Genomic DNA, 21,102 nt, shown 5'->3' with positions numbered 1-21,102 from the left:
TCTTGATTAACTCGCGCAGTTTCTGGGTTACAGGCGCAAGCAACGGACTTGGCTTGGCTTTGGTGGAGCGGATGCTCGATGAAGGGCATCGCGTTGCCGCAAGTGGCAAGGACAGCGCTGTGCTGGAAGCGTTGCGGGCACGTTACGGCAGCCAATTGTTGCAGGTGCCGTGGGGGTTGCATGATGAGCAACAAGTCACCGATGCGTGCCAACAAATTTGCCATGCCTGGTGCTCGCTGGACGGGCTGATCATCAACACCGGCACCAGCGATTACTTGCCAGACAATGTGGGTGACAGCGAGTTGATTGAAACGATCGTCACTACCAACCAGCTCGCCGCAGAGCATTGCCTGAGCAAAGCGCTGCCGTTGTTGGCAAAGGGGCAGTCGCCGCAAGTGATGGCGCTTTTCAACCGTTATTCGGCGCTGCAGCTGTTTGCGCCGACACAGGTGACCGCAGGCTGGAACACCTTGCCGCAATGGATGCGTGAGCAGCGCAAGGCCCTTGAGCAGCAAGGGATAGCCCTGACTATCGTTGGGCCACAATCGCTGAAGGTAACGGTGACGTCCGCACAGGCGATACCAGAGGAGTGGACACCCGGCAGTGCTGCAGAAGAGTTATTGCGGCGGTGGCCTCAGGCAGAACCGGAACTGGTCCTGGAGACTCTGGAACTCAGCAGCCTGTGGCCGCTGACGCGCTAGTACCTGAAATCAGCATTACCGCCTTCGCGGGCCTTGCCCGCGAAGGGGTGAATGCAAATGGACTCAGAGCGCCATTCGGTAATGCAGGCTGTAGCTTTCTACACCATCATTGGGCTCTTTGATGCCGGCGTTCGAATAGTGAATTGCCCGCACCCCAATCTCATGCCCGCCGGCAAAGCGCAAACCAAAGCCGATGCGGTCTTCGAACTGGAATGCCGAACCCAGCTCGTTGCTTTCCAGCTCGGTGCTGGAGAACGCCGCCACCCCAATCCCCGCCTCGATATAAGGCTTCACCGACTCACCGGCAAATTCATAGACGAACACTGGCGCGAAAGACAGGCTGTGATTGCTCGCGGTCTCGTCGCCATCCCAGTAGGTGTAGGCCCCATCCCAATAGCCGGTCAGCCGACCAACGCTGGTCTGCCACCAGCTAGCGTCCCAGTTCGATTGCAGCCCTAACCGGTAGACCATGGTCGAGTCGCCGGTTTGCCCCACCGAAAACGAAACATCGGCAGCTTGTGCCGACACCGCTTGCCCCCAAATAAAGGCAGCAGCCGCTGCCAAGCCCAGCAGTTTCCTCATAAGAAACATCCTTCCTGATGCTGTTGTTAGTGTCCGCCTCATCTCAGGCAAGCGGTAGAAAGCAGAAGTGGAACGATAGTTCAGCCTTTTTTCACGTTTTTTTCACAACGCAAAGCTTTGCACATCGTCGGACTTATGCCACAGCACAGGTAGGATTCTTCTTAAGGTTTCTGGGTCAGCGCTTGTCCAGAAACGTGCAGCGCCGGCCGGGCCTTCGGCCAACAGGTCATTGGCACCCAGCAGCCGTCGCAACTGACGCGCCACGGCCGCGCCGGTGTCGATCACGGCTACGTGCTCCGGCACCATGCCGGCCAGCAATGGGCGAAGGAAAGGGTAATGGGTGCAGCCGAGGATCAGCGTATCGCAGCCTGCTGCCAGCAGCGGCTGCACATAACCTTGCAGCAGCTGGCGCAACGCCGGGCTTGCAAGGTCACCGGTTTCGATCAACTCGACCAGGCCGGGGCAAGGCTGGGTAATAACCTGCACGTCGTTGGCGAAGCGATCGAGCAAGGCCGCGAACTTGGCACTCTGCAAGGTACCGGTGGTAGCCAGCACACCCACCACACCCGAGCGCGTGGCGGCCGCTGCCGGCTTCACGGCCGGCTCCATGCCCACCAAAGGCCAGCCCGGATACAACTCTCGCAGGTCGGCCACTGCCGCCACCGTGGCGGTGTTGCAGGCCAACACCATGGCCTTTGCGCCCTGCTCATGGAAGAACCCGGCAATGTGCCGGCAGCGCTCGCGGATGTAGTCCGGCGACTTCTCACCGTAGGGTATATGCCCGCAATCGGCCACATACAGCAACGTCTCGTTGGGCAGCAGGCGCTGGATCTCGGCGAGCACCGACAACCCGCCGACCCCCGAGTCCATCACGCCGACCGGCGCCGAGCGCTCAGCCATCGCGTTTGCCACAGACAGCACAAGCCGGGTCGCGCTTGACGCGCAGCTCGCGGATACGGGTGCCAAGGGCATCGATCAACAACAAACGGCCGACCAACGGCTCGCCAAAGCCCGCCAGCAACTTCATTGCTTCGAGCGCCTGCAAGCTGCCTACCAGGCCCACCAGAGGGCCGATCACCCCAGCTTCGCTGCACGTCAGCTCAGCTTCGCTGCCATGCCCGTACAGGCAGTGGTAGCAAGGGCTATAGTCGCGCCGCGGGTCGAATACCGACAGTTGCCCTTCCAGGCGGATTGCCGCACCGCTGACCAGCGGCTTGGCGGCAGCGACACACGCGGCGTTGACCGCCTCGCGGGTGGCGAAGTTATCGGAGCAATCCAGCACCAGGTCGACCGCTGCCACCGTGGCGGCCAACGAGTCTTCGTCCAAAGCCTGGCGGTGGGCAACCAGGCTGATTTCCGGGTTGATCGCCTGCAGACGTTGCAGCGCCGAGTCGACCTTGCTCATGCCGACGCTGGCACTGTCGTGGATCACTTGGCGTTGCAGGTTGGTGAGGTCGACGGTGTCGAAGTCGGCCAGGTGCAGTTCCCCTACACCGGCAGCAGCCAGGTACAAGGCAACCGGCGAGCCCAGGCCCCCCAGCCCGACGATCAGCGCCTTGCTTTGCTTGAGCCGCAACTGGCCGTCGATGTCGATCTGCGCCAGCAGTACCTGGCGGCTGTAACGCAGCAGTTCCTCATCACTCAGCATGGCAGGCGCCCCAAGGTAATGCGTTCATGGCCGCCCAGGTCGGTACGACTGGCGACCTCGACAAAGCCTTGCTCAGCCAGCAAAGCGCGTACGGCAGCTGCCTGATCGTAGCCGTGCTCCAGCAGCAACCAGCCCCCCGGCAACAGATGCGCCGGGGCCTGGGCGGCGATCACACGCAGGTCGTCCAGGCCATCGGCACCGGCCACCAGGGCGCTGCTGGGCTCGAAGCGTACATCGCCAGCCACCAGATGCGGGTCTGCTGCGGCAATGTAGGGCGGGTTACTGACGATCAAGTCGAAACGCTCACCGACCAGGCTGTCGAACCAATGGCTGACGCGTACCTGGGCGTTGTTCAGGCCCAGACGCTGACGATTGCGCTCGGCCAGGGCTGCGGCTTCCTCCACCCGGTCGACCGCAGTCACCTGCCAAGCCGGCCGTTCGCTGGCCAGCGCCAGAGCGATAGCACCCGTGCCGGTACCCAGGTCAAGAACCGTGGCTGGCGAGGCGGCTTGCAGTTCCAGGGCAGTCTCGACAAGCAACTCGGTATCCGGCCGCGGGATCAGGGTATGCGGCGCGACTTCCAGGTCGATCTTCCAGAAGCCCTGCTGGCCCAGGATATAAGCCACTGGCTCACCACCCCGACGGCGCTGCAGGTAGCCGGCGTAGGTCTCGGCATCTTCGCTGCTGACAATCCGCTCGGGCCAGGTGTGCAGATAGCTGCGCGACTTGCCGATGGCCGCGGCCAGCAGCAGTTCGGCGTCCAGGCGCTCGGTAGGCGATTCGGGCAGCTGCGCGTTGCGCAGCAGGCTGGCGATGATGGTCATCAGTCCCCCAGGGCGGCCAGTTGATCAGCCTGGTATTCGGCCAGCAACGGTTCGATCACCGCCTCCACGCCACCGCTGAGGATGTCGTCCAGCGAGTACAAGGTCAGGTTGATACGGTGATCGGTCACCCGCCCCTGAGGATAATTATAGGTACGGATGCGTTCGGAGCGGTCACCGGAACCCACCAGCAGCTTGCGCTCGCTGGCAATGGCGTTCTGTGCGGCGCTGGTCTGCATGTCGTTCAGCTTGGCCGACAACCACGACATGGCACGGGCACGGTTCTTGTGCTGAGAACGTTCTTCCTGGCACTCCACCACAATGCCGGTGGGCAAGTGGGTGATGCGGATTGCCGAGTCGGTCTTGTTGACGTGCTGGCCGCCGGCACCGGATGCGCGATAGGTGTCGACGCGCAGGTCGGCCGGGTTGATCTCGATAGCTGCCTGTTCGTCCGGCTCGGGCAGTACTGCCACGGTGCAGGCAGATGTATGGACACGGCCTTGGGATTCGGTTTCCGGCACGCGCTGCACGCGATGGGCGCCGGACTCGAACTTGAGCTTGCCATACACGTTCTCGCCCTCGACGCGGGCGATGATTTCCTTGTAGCCGCCGTGCTCGCCTTCGTTCTCGGACAGGATTTCCAGGCGCCAGCCACGTTTTTCGGCATAACGCGAATACATGCGGAACAGGTCGCCGGAGAAGATCGCCGCCTCGTCGCCACCGGTACCGGCACGGATTTCGAGGAACACGTTACGGCCGTCGTTGGGGTCCTTGGGCAGCAGCATGCGCTGCAGCTGCGCCTCCAGCGTCAGCAGTTGGTCCTTGGCTTCACGCACTTCTTCCACGGCCATTTCGCGCAGGTCCGGGTCACTGTCCTTGAGCAGCGCCTGGGCGCCTTCGAGGTCGTCCTGGACTTTGCGCCACGCTTTATAAGCAGCGTAGACCGGCTCGACCTCGGCGTATTCGCGGGAATACGCGCGAAAGCGCGTCTGGTCGGAAATGACCTCGGCATCACCGAGCAGTGCGGTGAGTTCTTCGAAGCGGTCCTGGAGAATTTCCAGTTTGTTCAGCAGCGACGCTTTCATTGCGGGGATTTGTCCGTCGAGCCCTCGTTGAGGGCAAAGAGTTCCTGGGCCATGGCCAGCGCATCGACGCGCCCCTCAGCCGAGAGCTTTTTCAACTGCACGCTGGGCGCATGCAGGAGTTTGTTGGTCAGGCCCCGGGCCAGTTGGGCCAACACGTCTTCGGGGTTGCCGCCGTTGGCCAGCAGGCGCTGGGCCTTTTGCAGTTCTTCGTCGCGCAGGCGCTCGCTTTGCTGGCGATAGGCCTTGAGCACATCCACCGCAGCCAGCTCGCGCAGGCGCAGCATGAAGTCTTCAGCGCCTACTGTAACCAGTTCTTCGGCGGCCTGGGCCGCGCCCTGGCGGCTCTTGAGATTTTCTGCCACCACGTCGTGCAGGTCGTCGACGGTGTACAGGTAAACGTCGTCCAGTTCGCCGACTTCAGGTTCGATATCGCGGGGGACGGCGATGTCGACCATGAAAATCGGCTTGTGCCGGCGTTGCTTCAGCGCGCTCTCGACCGCGCCCTTGCCGAGGATCGGCAACTGGCTGGCGGTAGAGCTGATGACGATGTCGCTGTTGGCCAGTTCCTGGGGGATGTCGGCCAGCAGTACGGCATGCGCGCCGAACTGCTCGGCGAGGGTGCTGGCGCGCTCGAGGGTGCGGTTGGCGACGACGATGCGGCGCACGCCTTGCTCATGCAGGTGGCGGGCGACCAGGGTAATGGTTTCGCCGGCGCCGATCAGCAGGGCCTGGCTGCGGCCGAGGTCGGCGAAGATCTGCTTGGCCAGGCTGACGGCGGCAAATGCCACCGACACCGGGTTTTCGCCGATGGCGGTGTCGGTGCGCACCTGTTTGGCGGCGCTGAAGGTGGCCTGGAACAGGCGCCCGAGCAACGGCCCGACGGTACCCGCTTCGCGGGCCACGGCGTAGGCGGACTTCATCTGGCCGAGGATCTGCGGCTCACCGAGTACCAGCGAGTCGAGGCCCGAGGCCACGCGCATCATGTGCTTCACGGCATCGTGCTCTTCATGCACGTAGGCACTGGCGCGCAGTTCGTCGAGGCTGAGGCGGTGGTAATCGGCCAGCCATTGCAGCACGGCGTCGGCGGACAGGTGGTCCTGCTCTATATAGAGCTCACTGCGGTTGCAAGTCGACAGGATCGCCGCTTCGCGGCTGGACGTCAGTCGGCAGAGCTGCTGCAGGGCGTCTACCAGCTGCTCTGGGGTAAACGCCACGCGCTCGCGTACGTCTACCGAGGCAGTCTTATGGTTGATACCAAGTGCAAGAAAGGCCATGCAAGGTCGCTGGTTGTGACGGGAAGCCGATAATTGTCCTCTTTCGCAGGTTTTAGGACAACCACCGTTCGCTATTGTGCTGATAGTCCTGCGGCTATCGCCTTTTCGTAGCCTGCCCTGGCGGTGTTTTCAGGTCTTGCCGGCTTTTGATCTGGCTTTCGATCCTGATCTTGATCTTCGCGACTTCAGGAGGCCGAACGCAGGCCTTGCGCAGGGAGGTGACGGGCATGGATGCCCGTCAAGCGCTGCGCCCCATGATGGGGCCTGCGGCGCGGTCCTCCTGTGAGCAAGCCCTACGCTCGGCCTCCTGAAGTCGCAATCTGCAGCGCCTGATCAACCGCGCGCTTAGAAGCGACAGTAACAGCAAAAGCCAGAGCCAGAGCTAGAGCTAGAGCTAGAGCTAGAGCTAGAGCTAGAGCTAGAGCCATCGGCTCGACATCGCCCTAGCCAACTACCTCGACCGGGTCGAGAAGACTTTTGACATATTTTCAAAAGATTTATCCACAGTCTTGTAGTCCATTTCCCAAATACATCCCCAGCTGTTGCCCTACCCTCCTTCCGGATCTAGTCTTGACCCCGCTACATCGATATTCCTCACTGAAACTTAGAAGTTTTGTTGATGAGGATTAGTAGCGGGATGAACTGGAATGACCCGCACTTACCTGGCGACAAACAACAAGCATTTTTATAATTCAGTTTTGTTAAGCTTATCTTAAAAACGATTTCCAATGTAGGGTATGCTTCGTGCCTGGCAGGAAGCTATATAATAGGCGCGAGCAATGGAAGAATTTGCAGCATCTCGTAGGCACTCAGTGCTTCTTTGGGGCGTTAACCTGTGTGCTATTTCGGCCTCTACGCTGAGCTATATTTATTTTTCCTACTATATTTACGCTCATACTGCCAGCCTAATACTTTCCCAAGTGGTGCTGTTTGCACCAATGGTTCTGCCGGTAATTCTTGTCGCTCCAATCTACCGACTGGCTGACTATCTAGCGCCACGCACCTTGCTGTGGAGTGCCAACTTGCTGTCGCTGGGCTGCGCGGCGGTCACCTACAAGATCCTGCCACATCATGTGGAAGTCGCCGTGTTAGGCGCGGTAGTCATTGGCACCCTGGATGCGCTGCAACGGGTAGGGCGTATTGTTGCCATCAAGTGTTATTTCCCGGGTGCGCAAATCGCCAGCTCAGTGCCTCTGACACTCACCGCACAATTCATTGCCGGCGGCCTGGCAGGCATCAGTCTGCTACTGTTCAAAGCCAACATGACGCCTGGGTTAGCCCTGCTCATTACTGTCAGTCTTTTTTCCATCGCGGCTTTGGCGGCCTATCTACTACCTGCGCCAACAAAGCCTCCGATCACCGTGCAGGTCGCACCAAGACTATTGACTGCCCTTGGTTCGCTTTTGCAGGAGTATCCCGCGCTACGCCTCAGCCTCTATCAGTTCATCGTCTTCGTCAGTCTTTTTCAGGGCTTCTTCAATGTGTCCAGGGTGCTGTTACCGGCCCATGTGCTGGGCTTGGGAGAGGTGTATGTCGGTTTGTTGCAGGCCGTCAATAGTGTTGCAGCTTTGGTAGGCGCAGTACTGTTCTACCGTTTGGGCAAGTGTAATGTGCAACCGCTACCTATGCCGATGGCTGTAGTCAGCGGCCTGTTCATGATGCTCGCAGCGTTCGGCCATGATATTCAGTCCAGTTACATCGCGTATTTTCTCTACATATTCTTTTTCGAACTGGCATTTTTCAAGTTGCAAGCCGATCTTGTCAGGAGCACACCTACCAGCGCCATGCCGTTGATGGCATCTGTCCAGTATGCGGGGGTCTACTTAGGCATGATAATCACCATCTTCGCCGGCTCAATACTGGTCAAGTATGTTGGCCTGTTCAGCACGAGCATTATCTTCTTTGCTTTCTATTTCGTCGCATCCAACGCCCTGCGAACGACAGTTGCGATCAAGGGAAAACAATCTGTCTAAATAATCTCTTCAAGGAGAACAATATGCCCACATTGGCGCGTGTATTTCCGTTCGTCCGTCTTTTGGATTTGGCGAACATATTAACAATGTTCAATATCAGCCTGGCCTTCGGTACTGTTTATTTTGCGTTGCAACGACGGTTTGTTCTGGCGGCGACGGTGATTTGCCTGGCCGCGATGCTCGATTTCCTTGACGGCCACATAGCCCGGCGCTACCTGGCTGCGAACAGCGCGCAACGGGCCTTCGGCAAGCATCTAGACAGTTTTGCCGACTTGCTCAATTTCAGCATCACGCCAGCCCTTGTCATCCTAATCCTCGACCAGTCTCTCTCGGCAACGCTGGCCGCAGTAACTCTGGTTTTCACGGCTATTTTGCGGCTATCGCTGTTTGGCATGCCCGGCACATCGGCTGGCGGGGGATATCAGGGGCTACCCACTACATATTCAGGATTTGTCTTTGCGCTGGCGCTGATGGGGTTATCGGCCGGGCAATACGGTGCCGGTGTGATCGTCGGCCTAATGGCCCTGGTCGGCATCCTCCAGGTCACCAGCTTGAGAATTCCCAAGTATGGCGCACCTTCGACGGTCGCTTGCTTCGCAATGCTGTTCGGGCTCAGCACTATTTACTTTCATCCCTGGTAATCCGAGGTTCCAATGAAACACGTGGTTTTCGTCGACAGCACCGTAAGCGGCCTGCTGGCTTTTGAGGCAGCCAAACGGCTTGGCTGCCACGTCACCTTCATTCATCAGCGCGACGCCTCGTTCCTGACGATCTCGATCAAGGACGACACCTCCCGTCTCGAGCCTTACCTGCGATATGTGGATGCTTATTTGCGTATCGATAATCTGGAAGGCGGCGAATTCAGCCGGTTGTTGGCCAACCTGCACGCAGAGCGCCCTATTGACGCCCTGATCTCTACCTCTGAAGCAGCCATAGTACCGGTGGCGCGTGAGGCCCAGCGCATCGGCACCCTCTACCCGAGGTACGAAGCTCTGTGCGGGGCGGTATACAAGAGTCGACTGCGCGAAACGCTGCGGGCACACGGACTACGCTCTCCTGATTTTGAAGTACTAAGCGAGGAGCAACTGATCAATGGGGTCGTTCCGAGTTTATCGCTGCCATTCGTTATCAAGCCGACCCGAGGATTCGCCAAGCAGTTTTCCGCCATTTGCCATAGTCAGACCGACTTTGACGCCTTTCTCGCCGAGCTGCGCCAGAGTCGCAAGGGTGCTGATCCTATGATCGACCACTTGGTAAGCCGCGACTATCTGGTCGAGCAATACATCGAAGGTACATTGCATTCAGCGGAAGTCATCGTCCAGGACACCAAGGTCTCCTGCTTTGCGACCACCATCCGTTTCCGCGCCGACTATAGCGAAATATTGGAAATGACCGCGACCATGCCGTCAGGCCTTGACGCAGCACAGCGCGACGAGATCAAAGCATATGTGCAGGCAGTGTTCAGCGCTCTGGGGCTGGATGTTGGCCTATATCATGTTGAACTGTTGCGCGATGCCAAAGGGCCCTGTCTAGTGGAGATCAACGCACGCATGATGGGTAGCGTAGCGCCGCAGATGTACCGGATGCTGACCGGCATCGACCCGTTCGAACTGCTAGTCCGTCTGCACCTGGGCGAGCCCATTCTAATTGACGACTCAGTGCTTCAGCGCGCAGGTAGCGTCGTAACTGTCGCCTCCCGCAATGGCGGTCATATCGCCCACGACTATGATCCCGACACCCTACAGCCATTACTGGACAAGTACGCCATCCGGTTTTGCACCGCCCACGTTGCGCCTGGCCAGGCGGTAAACGTCTATAGCGGCAACATCGGCACAATTGGCCACGTCATCGTTGAGGACGACTGCCCCCACTCTGCGGCGAAAAAGGGCAATCGCTTCCTGCGCGAGCTGTCCTCACTTTACGGCCTTGAACTCGCGACTTATACCGGCGCCGAGTTGGCTTAAACCTGACATGAACTGACAGCCCCCTGCAACGGACTGATTCGACTGATTAGGGTAGACATATGCACTCAGTAAATCCTTCTCCCGTGTTCGCTTTTTCCGGCAAGGCCGATACTCTGCAGCAACTGGCACCACTTCTGAGCACCGGGCAAGTGTTGCCCCTTCATCGATTCACCGTGGCACAGTGGCGGGAGGACTGGCAGGCTGTGATCGCGCACTGTCAGGCGTTCTTTGGCGATGAGCCGCTGATTGTACGATCCAGCTGCCTAGCCGAAGACCGCGACGGCCATTCCGGTGCAGGAATGTACGCGTCAGTTCTAGATGTGTGTGGCGGCTAGGCACTCGGCGAAGCCATCAAGACGGTGATCGCCTCCTACGGCCTGGCTCGCGAGCGCGATGAGGTGCTGGTGCAGCAGATGGCGAGAGGAGTATTGGCCAGCGGAGTGGCGATGACCCGTGATCCAGAGACGGGTTTGCCATATTACGTAGTTGACTATGTACCAGGTGCCAGCACTGACGGTGTCACTACCGGCAACGAGACTGTGCACGCTTTCGTCTCCCTTGGTAGCGAGGCGGCAAGCGAGCCTGCGGAATTACTAGGGCTGTTTGCGTTGCTCGAAGAGGTACAAGTTCTAACCGGGCGCGATGCCTTGGACATAGAGTTCGCGATCACTGTCGATGGCCCTCTGCTATTCCAAGTGCGTCCCATGACCGCAGATGGGCCCCGTAATGCCAGCGCACTTGCCGACGCCCAACTACGCAAAGTTTTGGAGCACGAGGTTTCCCAGCTCGAAGAGCTGATCTGCAAGCAACACCATCTGCGTCCTACGTCGACTGCCTTCTTTGGCCTTATGCCGGACTGGAACCCGGCGGAAATGATCGGTACCAAGCCGCGGGCGCTAGCCTACTCGCTATATAAGGAGCTGATCACTGACCTTAATTGGGCCTCTGCCAGATTCCGATACGGCTACCGGGATCTGCGGCGCAAACCGCTGATGTACCAGGTGGGTGGCTCTCCTTACATATGCATTGCCCACAGCATCGAGTCATTCATCCCTGCCTCGGTACCTCAAGATGTTGCCGAGCGGGTAGTCGAACAGTGCGCCGAGTACTTGGCCATGCGTCCTCATCTGCATGACAAGATCGAGTTCGCGATCATTCCTACTTGCTTCACGCCAGAGCTTACTAGCCCCGATGCCGCTGCCGCGCTGCCGGCGCTCCGGACTCTTAGTACCAAGCAGCAGGAATGCTACTTGAACGAGCTACGCCAGTTGACCGAGCACATTATTTCCCCCAGCGGCCCGTTCTTCTGCGACCTGACACGTCTACCGAGTATTACTGACAAGGTGCAGAGTTTAATGGCGAGGCAACCTCGGGGCGAGTCCTTGCAACGTATGAGGAATGCTCTATCGGCGGCCAACGTGGTCGCTGAAGTATTCGCTGGCGCTGCCCGTGCAGCGTTCGTAGGTACCGCAATAATTAAATCGCTGGAAACAGCGGGGGTAGTATCTGCCGGTTTCATCGATCATGTGACCGGAGGGGTCAATAGTATCGGTCGCGAGATGGCCAGCGATTTTCAGACGTTGCATAAGGACGATTTCCTAAAGCTCCACGGTCATGTCCGGCCGGGTACCTACGATATACGTGTGGCGCGCTACGACGAGACTCCGGATAGTTATTTTGACTGGCAGCGCCCATTACAACGCCCCCCAAAGTCTACGAACGGGCTAACTGTATCTCGGGCCCAGGTCAACGCCATGCAGCAAGCTTTCGACCAGTGCGGTCTTAACGTTTCCGCCGAGCAGTTCCTCCAATTTGCTCAGGCCGCTATTGCATCGCGCGAGAAGCTCAAATACCTCTATGCAGCGTTTGTTTCGGATGTTTTGCGCTCACTATGCGATTGGGGTGAGGTACATTGTTTTGACCGCGACCAACTCAGCTTTGCGCAAATCACCGACTTTACCAGCGGTTACGCCGACATCGATCGCAAACGTTTGCACCAAGCGATTGCCCACAACCGCAGCCGCTGGCATGAAACGCAGTTAGTCCGTACGCCAAGCATCATCTGTCAGCCGCAAGATCTATTCGGCCATCGAGTGCACTGGTGCAATCCCAACTTCATCACTCGAAGTGCCACTCATGTGCGTGTGGCCCATGTGCTTCCAGGGCAATTGGCACCGGACATAGAGGGTTGCATTGTCTTAATCGAAAACGCTGATCCAGGTTTTGATTGGATTTTTACCCACCGCATTGCTGGTTTCATCACCGCCTACGGAGGCGAGAATTCGCATATGTCGATCCGAGCCCGAGAGTTCGCCATTCCCGCAGCTATCGGCGTGGGCGATACTCGATTCAAAACCCTATTGGCGGCGACAAGCCTGCTGCTCGACTGCGCCGAGCGGCGTATACAGGTGCTGGCATGATTTTGGTTGGGCTGACCATGCTCAGGCAGTTCAACGCCGAACGCCAGGAATGGCGGGACGCGCTCGACCATCGCTGGGTTGAATTCTTTGACCAATGTGGGCTGACCCCGCTGTACCTTCCAAACGATCCGAGAGTCAGCATGGCGTTAGTCCAATCATTGCGCCCTCAGGGCCTCCTGCTTACTGGTGGAGGGAGTTGCCAGGCCCTGAGTGGGACAGCCGATACACGCGACGTCACTGAGAGGGTCTTGCTTGATCTTGCGGAAAATCTACGGCTTCCGGTGCTCGGTGTATGCCGCGGCATGCAGGTAATGTTGACGCGAGCTGGCGGCACTTTGGAACGCTTGGCCGGCCATGTAGGTGAGCACATGATCAACATGCAAGAACAACGGCGCCGAGTGAATTCCTATCATGAATACGGCTTTCGCGAGGCGCCCGACGGCTACCGCGTACTAGCCCTGGCCGACGACGGCGTGATCGAGGCTGTGTATGACGACCACCGTCGGCATACCGGGATCATGTGGCACCCCGAGCGAGAACTACCTGCCGATCCATTGGATATTCAACGCGTGCGACATGCCTTTGGAGCTTTTTCATGAAAGCCATCATTCTTGCTGCTGGTCGCGGGAGCCGCTTACAAGCCCTGACCGATGAACGCCCCAAGGCCTTGGTACCCTTTAACGGTGTGCCACTGCTACAGCGCGCGATTGAAACGCTCCGTCGATGCGATGTCAGCGAGGTTGGCATCGTTGCAGGCTATCGAAGCGAAATGCTTGCACCATTCGCCGACACTTTGTTTCACAATCACCGCTGGCGCAGCTCCGGTATTTTCAGCTCTCTAAATTGCGCCAGCGATTGGTTGAGCGCAGAGCCTTGCCTTGTTAGCTACGGTGACATCTTCTACGACAGCACCCTAGTATCCGAGCTAATTAACCATCCAGCCGATATTGTCCTGGGCTACGATCCCGCTGCAGTGAGTCTCTGGCAGCAACGCTTCAACGATCCGCTACCAGATCTGGAGAACTTCCGCTTAGTCGATGGATGGGTGAGCGCTATTGGACAGACCGCTACCAGCCTTGAAGTCATTCAGGGCCAGTACATGGGCTTGTTCAAAGTCACGCCAGCGGGTTGGCAGGCGTTGAAAAAGCAATTGCAAGGGCTCACGCCTCAGGCACGCGACCAAACTGACATGACATCGCTTTTAGGGACACTAGTCAGCGAAGGTTTTCCAGTCGCCGGCGTGGCGACGCACGCTCCCTGGGGAGAAATTGACTGCCCCAGCGACGTGGCACTATACGAGCGGATCTATCCTGACCGGTGATCTCGACAAAATTGACGGTGCGACTAACCCTGACGGTAGATTCGAGGATCGCGGCGGGTAAATGGCTCAAGGTTTTCAGGCTGCACCTGGTTTAAAACGCCTTCGCCCGGTTGAAGCACTAGCGGGCGGCCGCATCGCGCTTCGACAAGCTCAAGCGGAATTATGAAGGCGCAGTGGCCATGTCCTGCGCCTTTCTTTGGCTACCCATGTGAAACGGGAACAGCCCCTAACTCCGCACATTACGCTTCTCATGGCGCTTGTGCTCTCCCATTTCCTGCTTCCAGGGACGTAAAATATACAGGCAGGGGCTGGGTCATTGCGTCAGAAGCCCCCTCGAACCTCTCCCCCACCCCGCTGTCCTACTCAGCACCACCAAGCCTGTAAACCACGACCTTCGCAGGTGGGTTTGCCTCCGCGCTTGTGTCATCATGCCCCGACCGCCGGTGAGTCCTCCTATAAGCCTTTCTATGAACAAACCATACGCATTGCTGCTTGCCTTCGCCCTGCTCCAGGGCTGCCAGAGCCTGGCCCCGCAAAAGGCCGAGCCCCCCGTCGCCGAAACCGGCAAGGGCGAGGCGGAAAAGCCCGTGGTGTATGGCTCGTTCAAGCAGGACACCCTCTATAGCCTGTTGGTGGCAGAGCTGGCCGGCCAGCGCAACCGCTTTGACATCGCCCTGGCCAACTACACCGACCAGGCGGCAAAAACCCAAGACCCGGGGGTTTCCGAGCGGGCCTACCGCATTGCCGAATACCTGGGCGCCGACGAACCGTCCCTGGACAATGCGCTGGTCTGGGCACGCAACGACCCGCAAAACCTCGACGCCCAGCGTGCCGCCGCCATCCAGCTGGCCCGCGCCGGCCGCTATGACGATTCCATGGCCTACATGGAAAAGGTCCTGCAAGGCCAGGGCGATACCCATTTCGATTTCCTCGCCCTGTCAGCCGCCGAAACCGACCAAAGCACCCGCGACGGCCTGCTGCAAAGCTTCGAGCGGCTGCTGGCGAAATACCCGGATAACGGCCAGCTGGTCTTCGGCAAGGCCCTGCTGCTGAACCAGGACGGCAAGGCCGAGGAAGCCCTGGAACTGCTCGAGTCGCACCCCGCGCAGAACGGCGAAATTGCCCCGGTCCTGCTGCGCGCCCGCCTGCTCCAGGCCCTGGACCGTGGTCCGGAGGCCCTGCCATTGCTGCGCGGGGCCATTCGTGACAACCCGGACGACAAGCGCCTGCGCCTGACCTACGCGCGCACCCTGGTCGAGCAGGACCGCATCGCCGACGCGAAGGGCGAGTTCCTCAGCCTGGTCCAGCAGTACCCGGACGACGACGAGCTGCGCTACTCGCTGGCCCTGGTATGCCTGGAGAACAAGGACTGGGATGAAGCTGAAGGCTATCTGCAGGAGCTGGTCGAACGCGATAGCAACGTCGACGCCGCCCACCTCAACCTGGGCCGCATCCGCGAAGAACGCCACGACCCCGCCGGCGCCTTGCGCGAATACGCCCTGGTGGGCCCCGGCCCCGACTACCTGCCGGCGCAGCTGCGCCAGGCTGACATCCTGATCGCCAACGGCCGCGCCAGCGAGGCTTCGCGCCTGCTCGCCGAAGCCCGCGAAGCGCAACCGGACTACGCCATCCAGCTGTACCTGATCGAATCGGAAAGCTACAGCAACAACAACAAGGATGCCCAGGCCAGCCAAGTGCTGCAGCAAGCCATCCAGCGCTACCCCGACGACCTCAACCTGCTCTATACCCGCGCCATGCTGGCCGAGAAACGCGACGACCTGGCGCAGATGGAAAAAGACCTGCGCGCCATCATCGCCCGCGAGCCGGAAAACGCCATGGCCCTGAACGCCCTGGGCTACACCCTGGCCGACCGCACCACCCGCTACGCCGAAGCCCAGTCGCTGATCGACAAGGCCCACCAGCTGACGCCGGACGACCCGGCAGTGCTCGACAGCCTGGGCTGGGTCAACTACCGCCAGGGCAACCTCGACGCCGCCGAAACCTACCTTCGCCAGGCCTTTGCCAACTTCCCCGACCATGAAGTGGCTGCACACCTGGGCGAAGTACTGTGGGCCAACGGCAAGCGCCGCGAAGCCCGCCAGGTCTGGGCCAAAGGCTTCGAAGCCCAGCCCGACAGCCCCATCCTGCGCAAGACCATCCTGCGCCTGACCGGATCCGAGACCCTTTAACGCCATGTTCCTGCGCCATTGCATCACCTTCACCCTGATCGCCCTGCTGGCCGGCTGTGCCGGCTTCGGTAGCCGCGAGGCCCTGCAGGGCCACGGCGACCCGCAGCAGTGGCGCGCCCACAAAGAGCAGCTGAGCAGCCTCGATGGCTGGCAGATCAACGGCAAGGTCGGCATCCGCGCCCCGCGCGATTCCGGCAGCGGCACGCTGTTCTGGCTGCAGCGTCAGGACTATTACGACATTCGCCTGGCAGGCCCGCTGGGCCGTGGCGCCGCACGCCTTACCGGCCGCCCGGGTGGCGTGGTGCTGGAAGTGGCCAACCAGGGCCGCTACGAAGCCACCAGCCCGGAAGCCCTGCTGGAAGAACAACTGGGCTGGCAGCTGCCGGTTTCGCACCTGGTCTGGTGGGTGCGCGGCCTGCCCGCCCCCGACAGCAAGAGCAAGCTGACCCTGGATGGCGACAGCCGCCTGGCCAGCCTCGACCAGGATGGCTGGCAGGTGCAATACCTGAGCTACACCGAACAGAACGGCTACTGGTTGCCCGAGCGCCTGAAGCTGCACGGCAAGGACCTGGACGTGACCCTGGTGGTCAAGGACTGGCAGCCGCGCCAGCTGGGGCATTGATCGCATGCAAAAGCTCACCCTGCCCGCCCCGGCCAAGCTCAACCTGTGGCTGCACATCATCGGCCGCCGCGCAGATGGCTACCACGAACTGGAAACGGTATTTCAGTTTCTGGACCATGGCGACGAACTGAGTTTCGCCCTGCGTGACGATGGCGTGATCCGCCTGCACACCGAGATCGCTGCGGTACCGCACGACAGCAACCTGATCGTGCGCGCCGCGCGCGCGCTGCAGGAACAGTCCGGTACCACCTTGGGCGCCGACATCTGGCTGACCAAGGTATTACCCATGGGCGGTGGCATCGGTGGCGGCAGCTCGGATGCCGCAACCACCTTGCTGGCCCTCGCCCACCTGTGGCAACTGGACTGGGACGAAGACCGCCTGGCCGCACTGGGGCTGAGCCTGGGTGCCGATGTGCCGGTGTTCGTACGCGGCCACGCCGCGTTCGCCCAGGGTGTGGGCGAGCAACTGACCCCGGTCGACCCGGAGGAACCCTGGTATGTCGTGCTGGTGCCGCAAGTGTCTGTCAGCACAGTAGAAATTTTTTCACATCCACAGTTGACACGTGATTCTCTCCCCCTTAAGATGCGCCCCGTTCCCGAGGGAAACAGTCGAAATGACTGCCAACCGGTGGTAGAGCAGAATTACCCAGAAGTTCGCAATGCGTTGAATTCACTGGGAAAATTCACTGAGGCTCGACTAACCGGCACTGGAAGTTGTGTGTTTGGGGCCTTCCCAAGCAAAGCCGAAGCTGATAAAGTTCTGGCCCTTCTTTCAGCGACCCAAACAGGGTTTGTGGCGAAAGGAAGCAATGTTTCGATGTTGCATCGCAAGCTGCAAAGTCTGGTCAAGAAGTCGAGCGCATAAGCGTTCGCAAGCAACAGATACAGGGGCGTCGCCAAGCGGTAAGGCAGCAGGTTTTGATCCTGCCATGCGTTGGTTCGAATCCAGCCGCCCCTGCCATTTTCCTTATACTCATCCAGGTATACCCTCAGCCTTCAGGTACTGCGCGTGTCCAAGATGATGGTCTTTACGGGGAACGCTAACCCCGATCTGGCTCGGCGTGTCGTACGTCAGCTGCATATCCCTCTCGGTGACGTCTCTGTCGGTAAATTCTCCGACGGTGAGATCAGCACTGAGATCAATGAAAATGTTCGCGGTAAAGACGTTTTCATTATTCAGCCGACCTGTGCCCCGACCAACGATAACCTGATGGAACTGGTAGTGATGGCCGACGCCTTCCGCCGCTCCTCAGCATCCCGAATCACCGCCGTGATTCCTTACTTCGGATATGCCCGCCAGGACCGCCGTCCGCGTTCGGCACGTGTAGCCATCAGCGCCAAAGTCGTTGCTGACATGCTCACTGTCGTAGGTATCGACCGTGTACTCACCGTCGACCTGCACGCTGACCAGATCCAAGGCTTCTTCGATATCCCCGTCGACAACATCTACGGCTCGCCCGTACTGGTTGACGACATCGAAGACCAGCGTTTCGAGAACCTGATGATCGTCTCCCCGGACATCGGTGGTGTTGTGCGCGCACGCGCCGTCGCCAAGTCCCTGGGCGTCGACCTGGGTATCATCGACAAACGCCGTGAGAAGGCAAACCACTCCGAGGTCATGCACATCATCGGCGACGTCGAAGGGCGCACCTGCATCCTGGTAGACGACATGGTCGACACCGCCGGCACCCTGTGCCACGCGGCCAAAGCCCTGAAAGAACACGGCGCTGCCAAGGTTTACGCCTACTGCACGCACCCTGTCCTGTCGGGCCGCGCGATCGAGAACATCGAGAAGTCGGTACTGGACGAGCTGGTGGTGACCAACACCGTTCCGCTGTCCGCCGCTGCTCAAGCCTGTGACCGTATCCGCCAGCTGGATATCGCACCGGTTGTCGCTGAAGCGGTACGCCGCATCAGCAACGAAGAATCGATCAGCGCGATGTTCCGCTAAGCGGAACACGTGTTGATGTGAAGCGCCCCGCCCCAACCTGTGTTGGGGCGGGGCTTTTTTGCCATCCCCGTCTGGCGCTGGTCGCAAACGCCATTCGGGAGGCTATTTTGGAGAAGCAAAATGACTGATTTCATCCTGAACGCCCAAGCGCGTACTGACCTGGGGAAAGGTGCGAGCCGCCGCCTGCGTCACGCCGCCAGCATCCCTGCCGTAGTTTACGGTGGCGATAAAGAAGCCCAATCCCTGACCATCGTGGCCAAGGAAATCGCCAAGCTGTTCGAAAACGAAGCTGCCTTCAGCCACGTTATCGAACTGAACGTCGACGGCGCCAAGCAGAACGTCGTGGTCAAGGCCATGCAGCGTCACCCAGCCAAAGGCTTCATCATGCACGCCGACTTCGTTCGCGTCGTAGCTGGCCAGAAGCTGACTGCTGTTGTTCCAGTGCACTTCATCAACGAAGAAGCACCGGTCAAGAAAGGCGGCGAGATCTCGCACGTTGAATCGCAGATCGAAGTTTCCTGCGAAGCCAAAGACCTGCCAGAGTTCATCGAAGTCGACCTGGCCAACGCTGAAATCGGCACCATCATCCACCTGTCGGACCTGAAAGCTCCGAAAGGCGTAGAGTTCGTAGCTCTGGCCCACGGTGATGACAAAGCTGTTGCCAACGTTCACGCTCCGCGCGTTGCCGCTGAAGCTGCTGACGAAGGCGCTGCCGAGTAATCCACTCGCACGCCGGTGTTGATCGGGTTACAGTGCGCGCCGCGCCCTGTAACCCACCAACTCCAAGGAAGAGCCCCTGACGTGACCGCCATCCAGTTGATCGTTGGCCTGGGTAACCCCGGCCCCGAATACGAACAGACCCGGCATAACGCAGGGGCTCTTTTCGTTGAACGCATTGCCAGCGCCCAGCGTGTATCGCTGACCGCTGACAAAAAATATTTCGGCCTGACGGCTAAGTTCAGCCATCAGGGCAACGACGTTCGTTTGTTGATCCCCACCACCTACATGAACCGTAGCGGCCAGGCCGTGGCGGCGTTGGCCAATTTCTTCCGCATCAAGCCGGAAGCGATACTGGTGGCACACGACGAACTCGATCTGCCCCCGGGCGTTGCCAAGCTCAAGCGCGGCGGCGGCCATGGTGGGCACAACGGCCTGCGCGACATCATCGCGCAGCTCGGTAACCAGAACGACTTCCACCGCCTGCGGCTTGGCATTGGCCACCCGGGTGACGCCAAACTGGTCTCCAACTTCGTCCTGGGCCGCGCGCCGCGCGCCGAGCAGGAGAAGCTCGACGCCAGCATCGATTTTGCCCTCGGCGTGCTGCCGGACGTGCTTGCCGGCGATTTCGCCAAGGCGATGCGCGAGCTGCACAGCCAGAAGGCCTGATTTCCTTTAGAGAGGGGAATACCCATGGGTTTCAATTGCGGCATCGTCGGCCTGCCCAACGTCGGCAAATCCACCCTGTTCAACGCCCTGACCAAGTCTGGCATCGCGGCGGAGAATTTCCCTTTCTGCACCATCGAGCCGAACAGCGGCATCGTGCCTATGCCCGATGCGCGTCTGGCTGCGCTGGCTGAAATCGTCAAGCCAAACCGCATCCTGCCGACCACCATGGAATTCGTGGACATCGCCGGCCTGGTTGCCGGTGCCTCGAAAGGCGAAGGCCTGGGCAACAAGTTCCTCGCCAACATCCGCGAGACCGACGCCATTGCCCACGTGGTGCGCTGCTTCGAAGACGAGAACGTGATCCACGTTTCCAACAGCGTCGACCCCAAGCGTGACATCGAGATCATCGACCTCGAACTGATCTTCGCCGACCTCGACAGCTGCGAAAAGCAACTGCAGAAGGTAGCGCGCAACGCCAAGGGTGGCGACAAGGATGCCCTGGCGCAGAAGGCCATTCTGGAAAAGCTGATCCCGCACTTCACCGAAGGCAAGCCTGCACGCAGCCTGATGAAGAACATGGCTGAGGACGAAAAGGCCCTGATCCGTGGCTTCCACCTGCTGACCAGCAAGCCGGTGATGTACATCGCCAACGTCGCTGAAGACGGCTTCGAGAACAACCCGCACCTGGACGTGGTCAAGGCCATTGCCGAGGAAGAAGGCGCGGTCGTGGTGCCGGTGTGCAACAAGATCGAAGCAGAAATCGCCGAGCTGGATGACGGTGAAGAGAAAGACATGTTCCTGGAGGCCCTGGGCCTTGAAGAGCCTGGCCTGAACCGCGTGATCCGCGCCGGTTACGAGCTGCTGAACCTGCAGACCTACTTCACTGCCGGCGTGCAGGAAGTCCGTGCCTGGACCGTGCGTGTCGGTGCCACTGCCCCGCAGGCAGCCGGCGTTATCCACACCGACTTCGAAAAAGGCTTCATCCGCGCTGAAGTGGTGGCCTATGACGACTTCATCCAGTTCAAGGGTGAAAGCGGTGCCAAGGAAGCCGGTAAATGGCGCTTGGAAGGCAAGGACTACATCGTCAAAGACGGTGATGTGATGCACTTCCGCTTCAACGTCTAAGCGGTAGCCTGCAGCACCCACAAACCCCTTGAGGCTTGCG

20 protein-coding genes, 1 tRNA gene and 1 pseudogene are annotated in these 21,102 nt (G+C 59.7%); 16 read left to right on the top strand and 6 right to left on the bottom strand.

The window, feature by feature from the left end; translation table 11 throughout:
• Positions 1-2 precede the first annotated feature (2 nt).
• The gene (locus tag E8E68_RS23815) at positions 3-701 is read left to right on the top strand and encodes an SDR family oxidoreductase (RefSeq protein WP_280345464.1); all 699 of its coding nucleotides are present in this window, start codon (positions 3-5) and stop codon (positions 699-701) included.
• A gap of 63 nt (positions 702-764) precedes the next feature.
• On the opposite strand, the gene E8E68_RS23810 is transcribed toward E8E68_RS23815, so the two are convergent.
• From E8E68_RS23810 to hemA, 6 genes are all read right to left on the bottom strand, one after another.
• Positions 765-1,283, bottom strand: coding sequence for an acyloxyacyl hydrolase (locus tag E8E68_RS23810; RefSeq protein WP_110745489.1), 519 nt, complete (start codon positions 1,281-1,283; stop codon positions 765-767).
• A gap of 102 nt (positions 1,284-1,385) precedes the next feature.
• Positions 1,386-2,183 (bottom strand): glutamate racemase, encoded by a 798-nt coding sequence (gene murI / locus E8E68_RS23805; protein ID WP_266028604.1) that lies wholly within the window; start codon positions 2,181-2,183, stop codon positions 1,386-1,388.
• Positions 2,176-2,931 (bottom strand): molybdopterin-synthase adenylyltransferase MoeB, encoded by a 756-nt coding sequence (locus E8E68_RS23800; RefSeq protein ID WP_110745487.1) that lies wholly within the window; start codon positions 2,929-2,931, stop codon positions 2,176-2,178. Before E8E68_RS23800 ends, murI begins: the two co-directional genes overlap by 8 nt.
• Entirely contained in the window at positions 2,925-3,755 is an 831-nt protein-coding gene (gene prmC / locus E8E68_RS23795; RefSeq protein ID WP_266028605.1) for a peptide chain release factor N(5)-glutamine methyltransferase, read from the bottom strand. Before prmC ends, E8E68_RS23800 begins: the two co-directional genes overlap by 7 nt.
• Positions 3,755-4,837 carry a peptide chain release factor 1 gene (gene prfA, locus E8E68_RS23790; protein ID WP_280345456.1) on the bottom strand — a complete coding sequence of 361 codons (1,083 nt, stop codon included), beginning with the start codon at positions 4,835-4,837 and terminating at the stop codon, positions 3,755-3,757. Before prfA ends, prmC begins: the two co-directional genes overlap by 1 nt.
• Positions 4,834-6,111 (bottom strand): glutamyl-tRNA reductase, encoded by a 1,278-nt coding sequence (hemA, locus tag E8E68_RS23785; protein ID WP_110745484.1) that lies wholly within the window; start codon positions 6,109-6,111, stop codon positions 4,834-4,836. The genes prfA and hemA overlap by 4 nt, the downstream gene beginning before the upstream one ends.
• A 779-nt stretch (positions 6,112-6,890) precedes the next feature.
• Here hemA and E8E68_RS23780 point away from each other — a divergent pair.
• The 15 genes and pseudogenes from E8E68_RS23780 to ychF all read left to right on the top strand — a co-directional run bounded on the left by E8E68_RS23780 (position 6,891) and on the right by ychF (position 21,062).
• Positions 6,891-8,084 (top strand): hypothetical protein, encoded by a 1,194-nt coding sequence (locus tag E8E68_RS23780; RefSeq protein WP_280345453.1) that lies wholly within the window; start codon positions 6,891-6,893, stop codon positions 8,082-8,084.
• Positions 8,085-8,107: 23 nt separating this feature from the next.
• A complete protein-coding gene (locus E8E68_RS23775) occupies positions 8,108-8,725 on the top strand; it encodes a CDP-alcohol phosphatidyltransferase family protein (protein ID WP_280345450.1) in 618 nt (205 codons plus the stop codon).
• A 12-nt stretch (positions 8,726-8,737) separates the two neighbouring features.
• Positions 8,738-10,048, top strand: a complete 1,311-nt coding sequence (locus tag E8E68_RS23770) for an ATP-grasp domain-containing protein (protein WP_280345446.1) — start codon at positions 8,738-8,740, stop codon at positions 10,046-10,048.
• A 350-nt stretch (positions 10,049-10,398) separates the two neighbouring features.
• Positions 10,399-12,468, top strand: coding sequence for a PEP-utilizing enzyme (locus E8E68_RS23765; RefSeq protein ID WP_280345828.1), 2,070 nt, complete (start codon positions 10,399-10,401; stop codon positions 12,466-12,468).
• A complete protein-coding gene (locus E8E68_RS23760; protein WP_280345443.1) occupies positions 12,465-13,067 on the top strand; it encodes a type 1 glutamine amidotransferase in 603 nt (200 codons plus the stop codon). The genes E8E68_RS23765 and E8E68_RS23760 overlap by 4 nt, the downstream gene beginning before the upstream one ends.
• Positions 13,064-13,789 (top strand): phosphocholine cytidylyltransferase family protein, encoded by a 726-nt coding sequence (locus E8E68_RS23755; RefSeq protein WP_280345440.1) that lies wholly within the window; start codon positions 13,064-13,066, stop codon positions 13,787-13,789. The genes E8E68_RS23760 and E8E68_RS23755 overlap by 4 nt, the downstream gene beginning before the upstream one ends.
• Positions 13,790-13,872: 83 nt before the next feature.
• A pseudogene (locus E8E68_RS23750) lies at positions 13,873-14,001 on the top strand (IS5/IS1182 family transposase); the annotation flags it as partial.
• Between the two features lie 255 nt (positions 14,002-14,256).
• Complete coding sequence (locus tag E8E68_RS23745; protein ID WP_280345437.1) at positions 14,257-15,978, top strand: tetratricopeptide repeat protein; 1,722 nt, start codon at positions 14,257-14,259, stop codon at positions 15,976-15,978.
• 4 nt (positions 15,979-15,982) lie between these two features.
• Complete coding sequence (lolB, locus tag E8E68_RS23740; RefSeq protein WP_012270479.1) at positions 15,983-16,600, top strand: lipoprotein insertase outer membrane protein LolB; 618 nt, start codon at positions 15,983-15,985, stop codon at positions 16,598-16,600.
• A gap of 4 nt (positions 16,601-16,604) precedes the next feature.
• Entirely contained in the window at positions 16,605-17,465 is an 861-nt protein-coding gene (gene ispE, locus E8E68_RS23735; RefSeq protein WP_110745482.1) for a 4-(cytidine 5'-diphospho)-2-C-methyl-D-erythritol kinase, read from the top strand.
• A gap of 21 nt (positions 17,466-17,486) precedes the next feature.
• Positions 17,487-17,561 (top strand) — tRNA-Gln (locus E8E68_RS23730).
• Positions 17,562-17,609: 48 nt separating this feature from the next.
• Positions 17,610-18,551 (top strand): ribose-phosphate pyrophosphokinase, encoded by a 942-nt coding sequence (locus tag E8E68_RS23725; protein WP_003247410.1) that lies wholly within the window; start codon positions 17,610-17,612, stop codon positions 18,549-18,551.
• 120 nt (positions 18,552-18,671) lie between these two features.
• The gene (locus E8E68_RS23720) at positions 18,672-19,271 is read left to right on the top strand and encodes a 50S ribosomal protein L25/general stress protein Ctc (RefSeq protein ID WP_110745481.1); all 600 of its coding nucleotides are present in this window, start codon (positions 18,672-18,674) and stop codon (positions 19,269-19,271) included.
• Positions 19,272-19,352: 81 nt separating this feature from the next.
• Positions 19,353-19,937: an aminoacyl-tRNA hydrolase gene (gene pth / locus E8E68_RS23715; protein WP_009686183.1), complete on the top strand. Its 585-nt coding sequence runs from the start codon at positions 19,353-19,355 to the stop codon at positions 19,935-19,937.
• A 24-nt stretch (positions 19,938-19,961) separates the two neighbouring features.
• Positions 19,962-21,062 carry a redox-regulated ATPase YchF gene (ychF, locus tag E8E68_RS23710; protein WP_266028611.1) on the top strand — a complete coding sequence of 367 codons (1,101 nt, stop codon included), beginning with the start codon at positions 19,962-19,964 and terminating at the stop codon, positions 21,060-21,062.
• Positions 21,063-21,102: the final 40 nt, after the last annotated feature.

Origin of the sequence: Pseudomonas sp. BN607, from assembly GCF_029871175.1 — a bacterium.
Lineage (GTDB): Bacteria > Pseudomonadota > Gammaproteobacteria > Pseudomonadales > Pseudomonadaceae > Aquipseudomonas.
This window is presented reverse-complemented; position numbering and strand designations above follow the sequence as displayed.

Excerpts from the sequence above, each read along its gene's own strand:
- E8E68_RS23810 (WP_110745489.1), bottom strand. The coding sequence starts at position 1,283 with ATGAGGAAACTGCTGGGCTTGGCAGCGGCTGCTGCCTTTATTTGGGGG.
- murI (WP_266028604.1), bottom strand. The coding sequence starts at position 2,183 with ATGGCTGAGCGCTCGGCGCCGGTCGGCGTGATGGACTCGGGGGTCGGC.
- E8E68_RS23800 (WP_110745487.1), bottom strand. The coding sequence starts at position 2,931 with ATGCTGAGTGATGAGGAACTGCTGCGTTACAGCCGCCAGGTACTGCTG.
- prmC (WP_266028605.1), bottom strand. The coding sequence starts at position 3,755 with ATGACCATCATCGCCAGCCTGCTGCGCAACGCGCAGCTGCCCGAATCG.
- prfA (WP_280345456.1), bottom strand. The coding sequence starts at position 4,837 with ATGAAAGCGTCGCTGCTGAACAAACTGGAAATTCTCCAGGACCGCTTC.
- hemA (WP_110745484.1), bottom strand. The coding sequence starts at position 6,111 with ATGGCCTTTCTTGCACTTGGTATCAACCATAAGACTGCCTCGGTAGAC.
- E8E68_RS23780 (WP_280345453.1), top strand. The coding sequence starts at position 6,891 with ATGGAAGAATTTGCAGCATCTCGTAGGCACTCAGTGCTTCTTTGGGGC.
- E8E68_RS23775 (WP_280345450.1), top strand. The coding sequence starts at position 8,108 with ATGCCCACATTGGCGCGTGTATTTCCGTTCGTCCGTCTTTTGGATTTG.
- E8E68_RS23770 (WP_280345446.1), top strand. The coding sequence starts at position 8,738 with ATGAAACACGTGGTTTTCGTCGACAGCACCGTAAGCGGCCTGCTGGCT.
- E8E68_RS23760 (WP_280345443.1), top strand. The coding sequence starts at position 12,465 with ATGATTTTGGTTGGGCTGACCATGCTCAGGCAGTTCAACGCCGAACGC.
- E8E68_RS23755 (WP_280345440.1), top strand. The coding sequence starts at position 13,064 with ATGAAAGCCATCATTCTTGCTGCTGGTCGCGGGAGCCGCTTACAAGCC.
- E8E68_RS23745 (WP_280345437.1), top strand. The coding sequence starts at position 14,257 with ATGAACAAACCATACGCATTGCTGCTTGCCTTCGCCCTGCTCCAGGGC.
- lolB (WP_012270479.1), top strand. The coding sequence starts at position 15,983 with ATGTTCCTGCGCCATTGCATCACCTTCACCCTGATCGCCCTGCTGGCC.
- ispE (WP_110745482.1), top strand. The coding sequence starts at position 16,605 with ATGCAAAAGCTCACCCTGCCCGCCCCGGCCAAGCTCAACCTGTGGCTG.
- E8E68_RS23720 (WP_110745481.1), top strand. The coding sequence starts at position 18,672 with ATGACTGATTTCATCCTGAACGCCCAAGCGCGTACTGACCTGGGGAAA.
- ychF (WP_266028611.1), top strand. The coding sequence starts at position 19,962 with ATGGGTTTCAATTGCGGCATCGTCGGCCTGCCCAACGTCGGCAAATCC.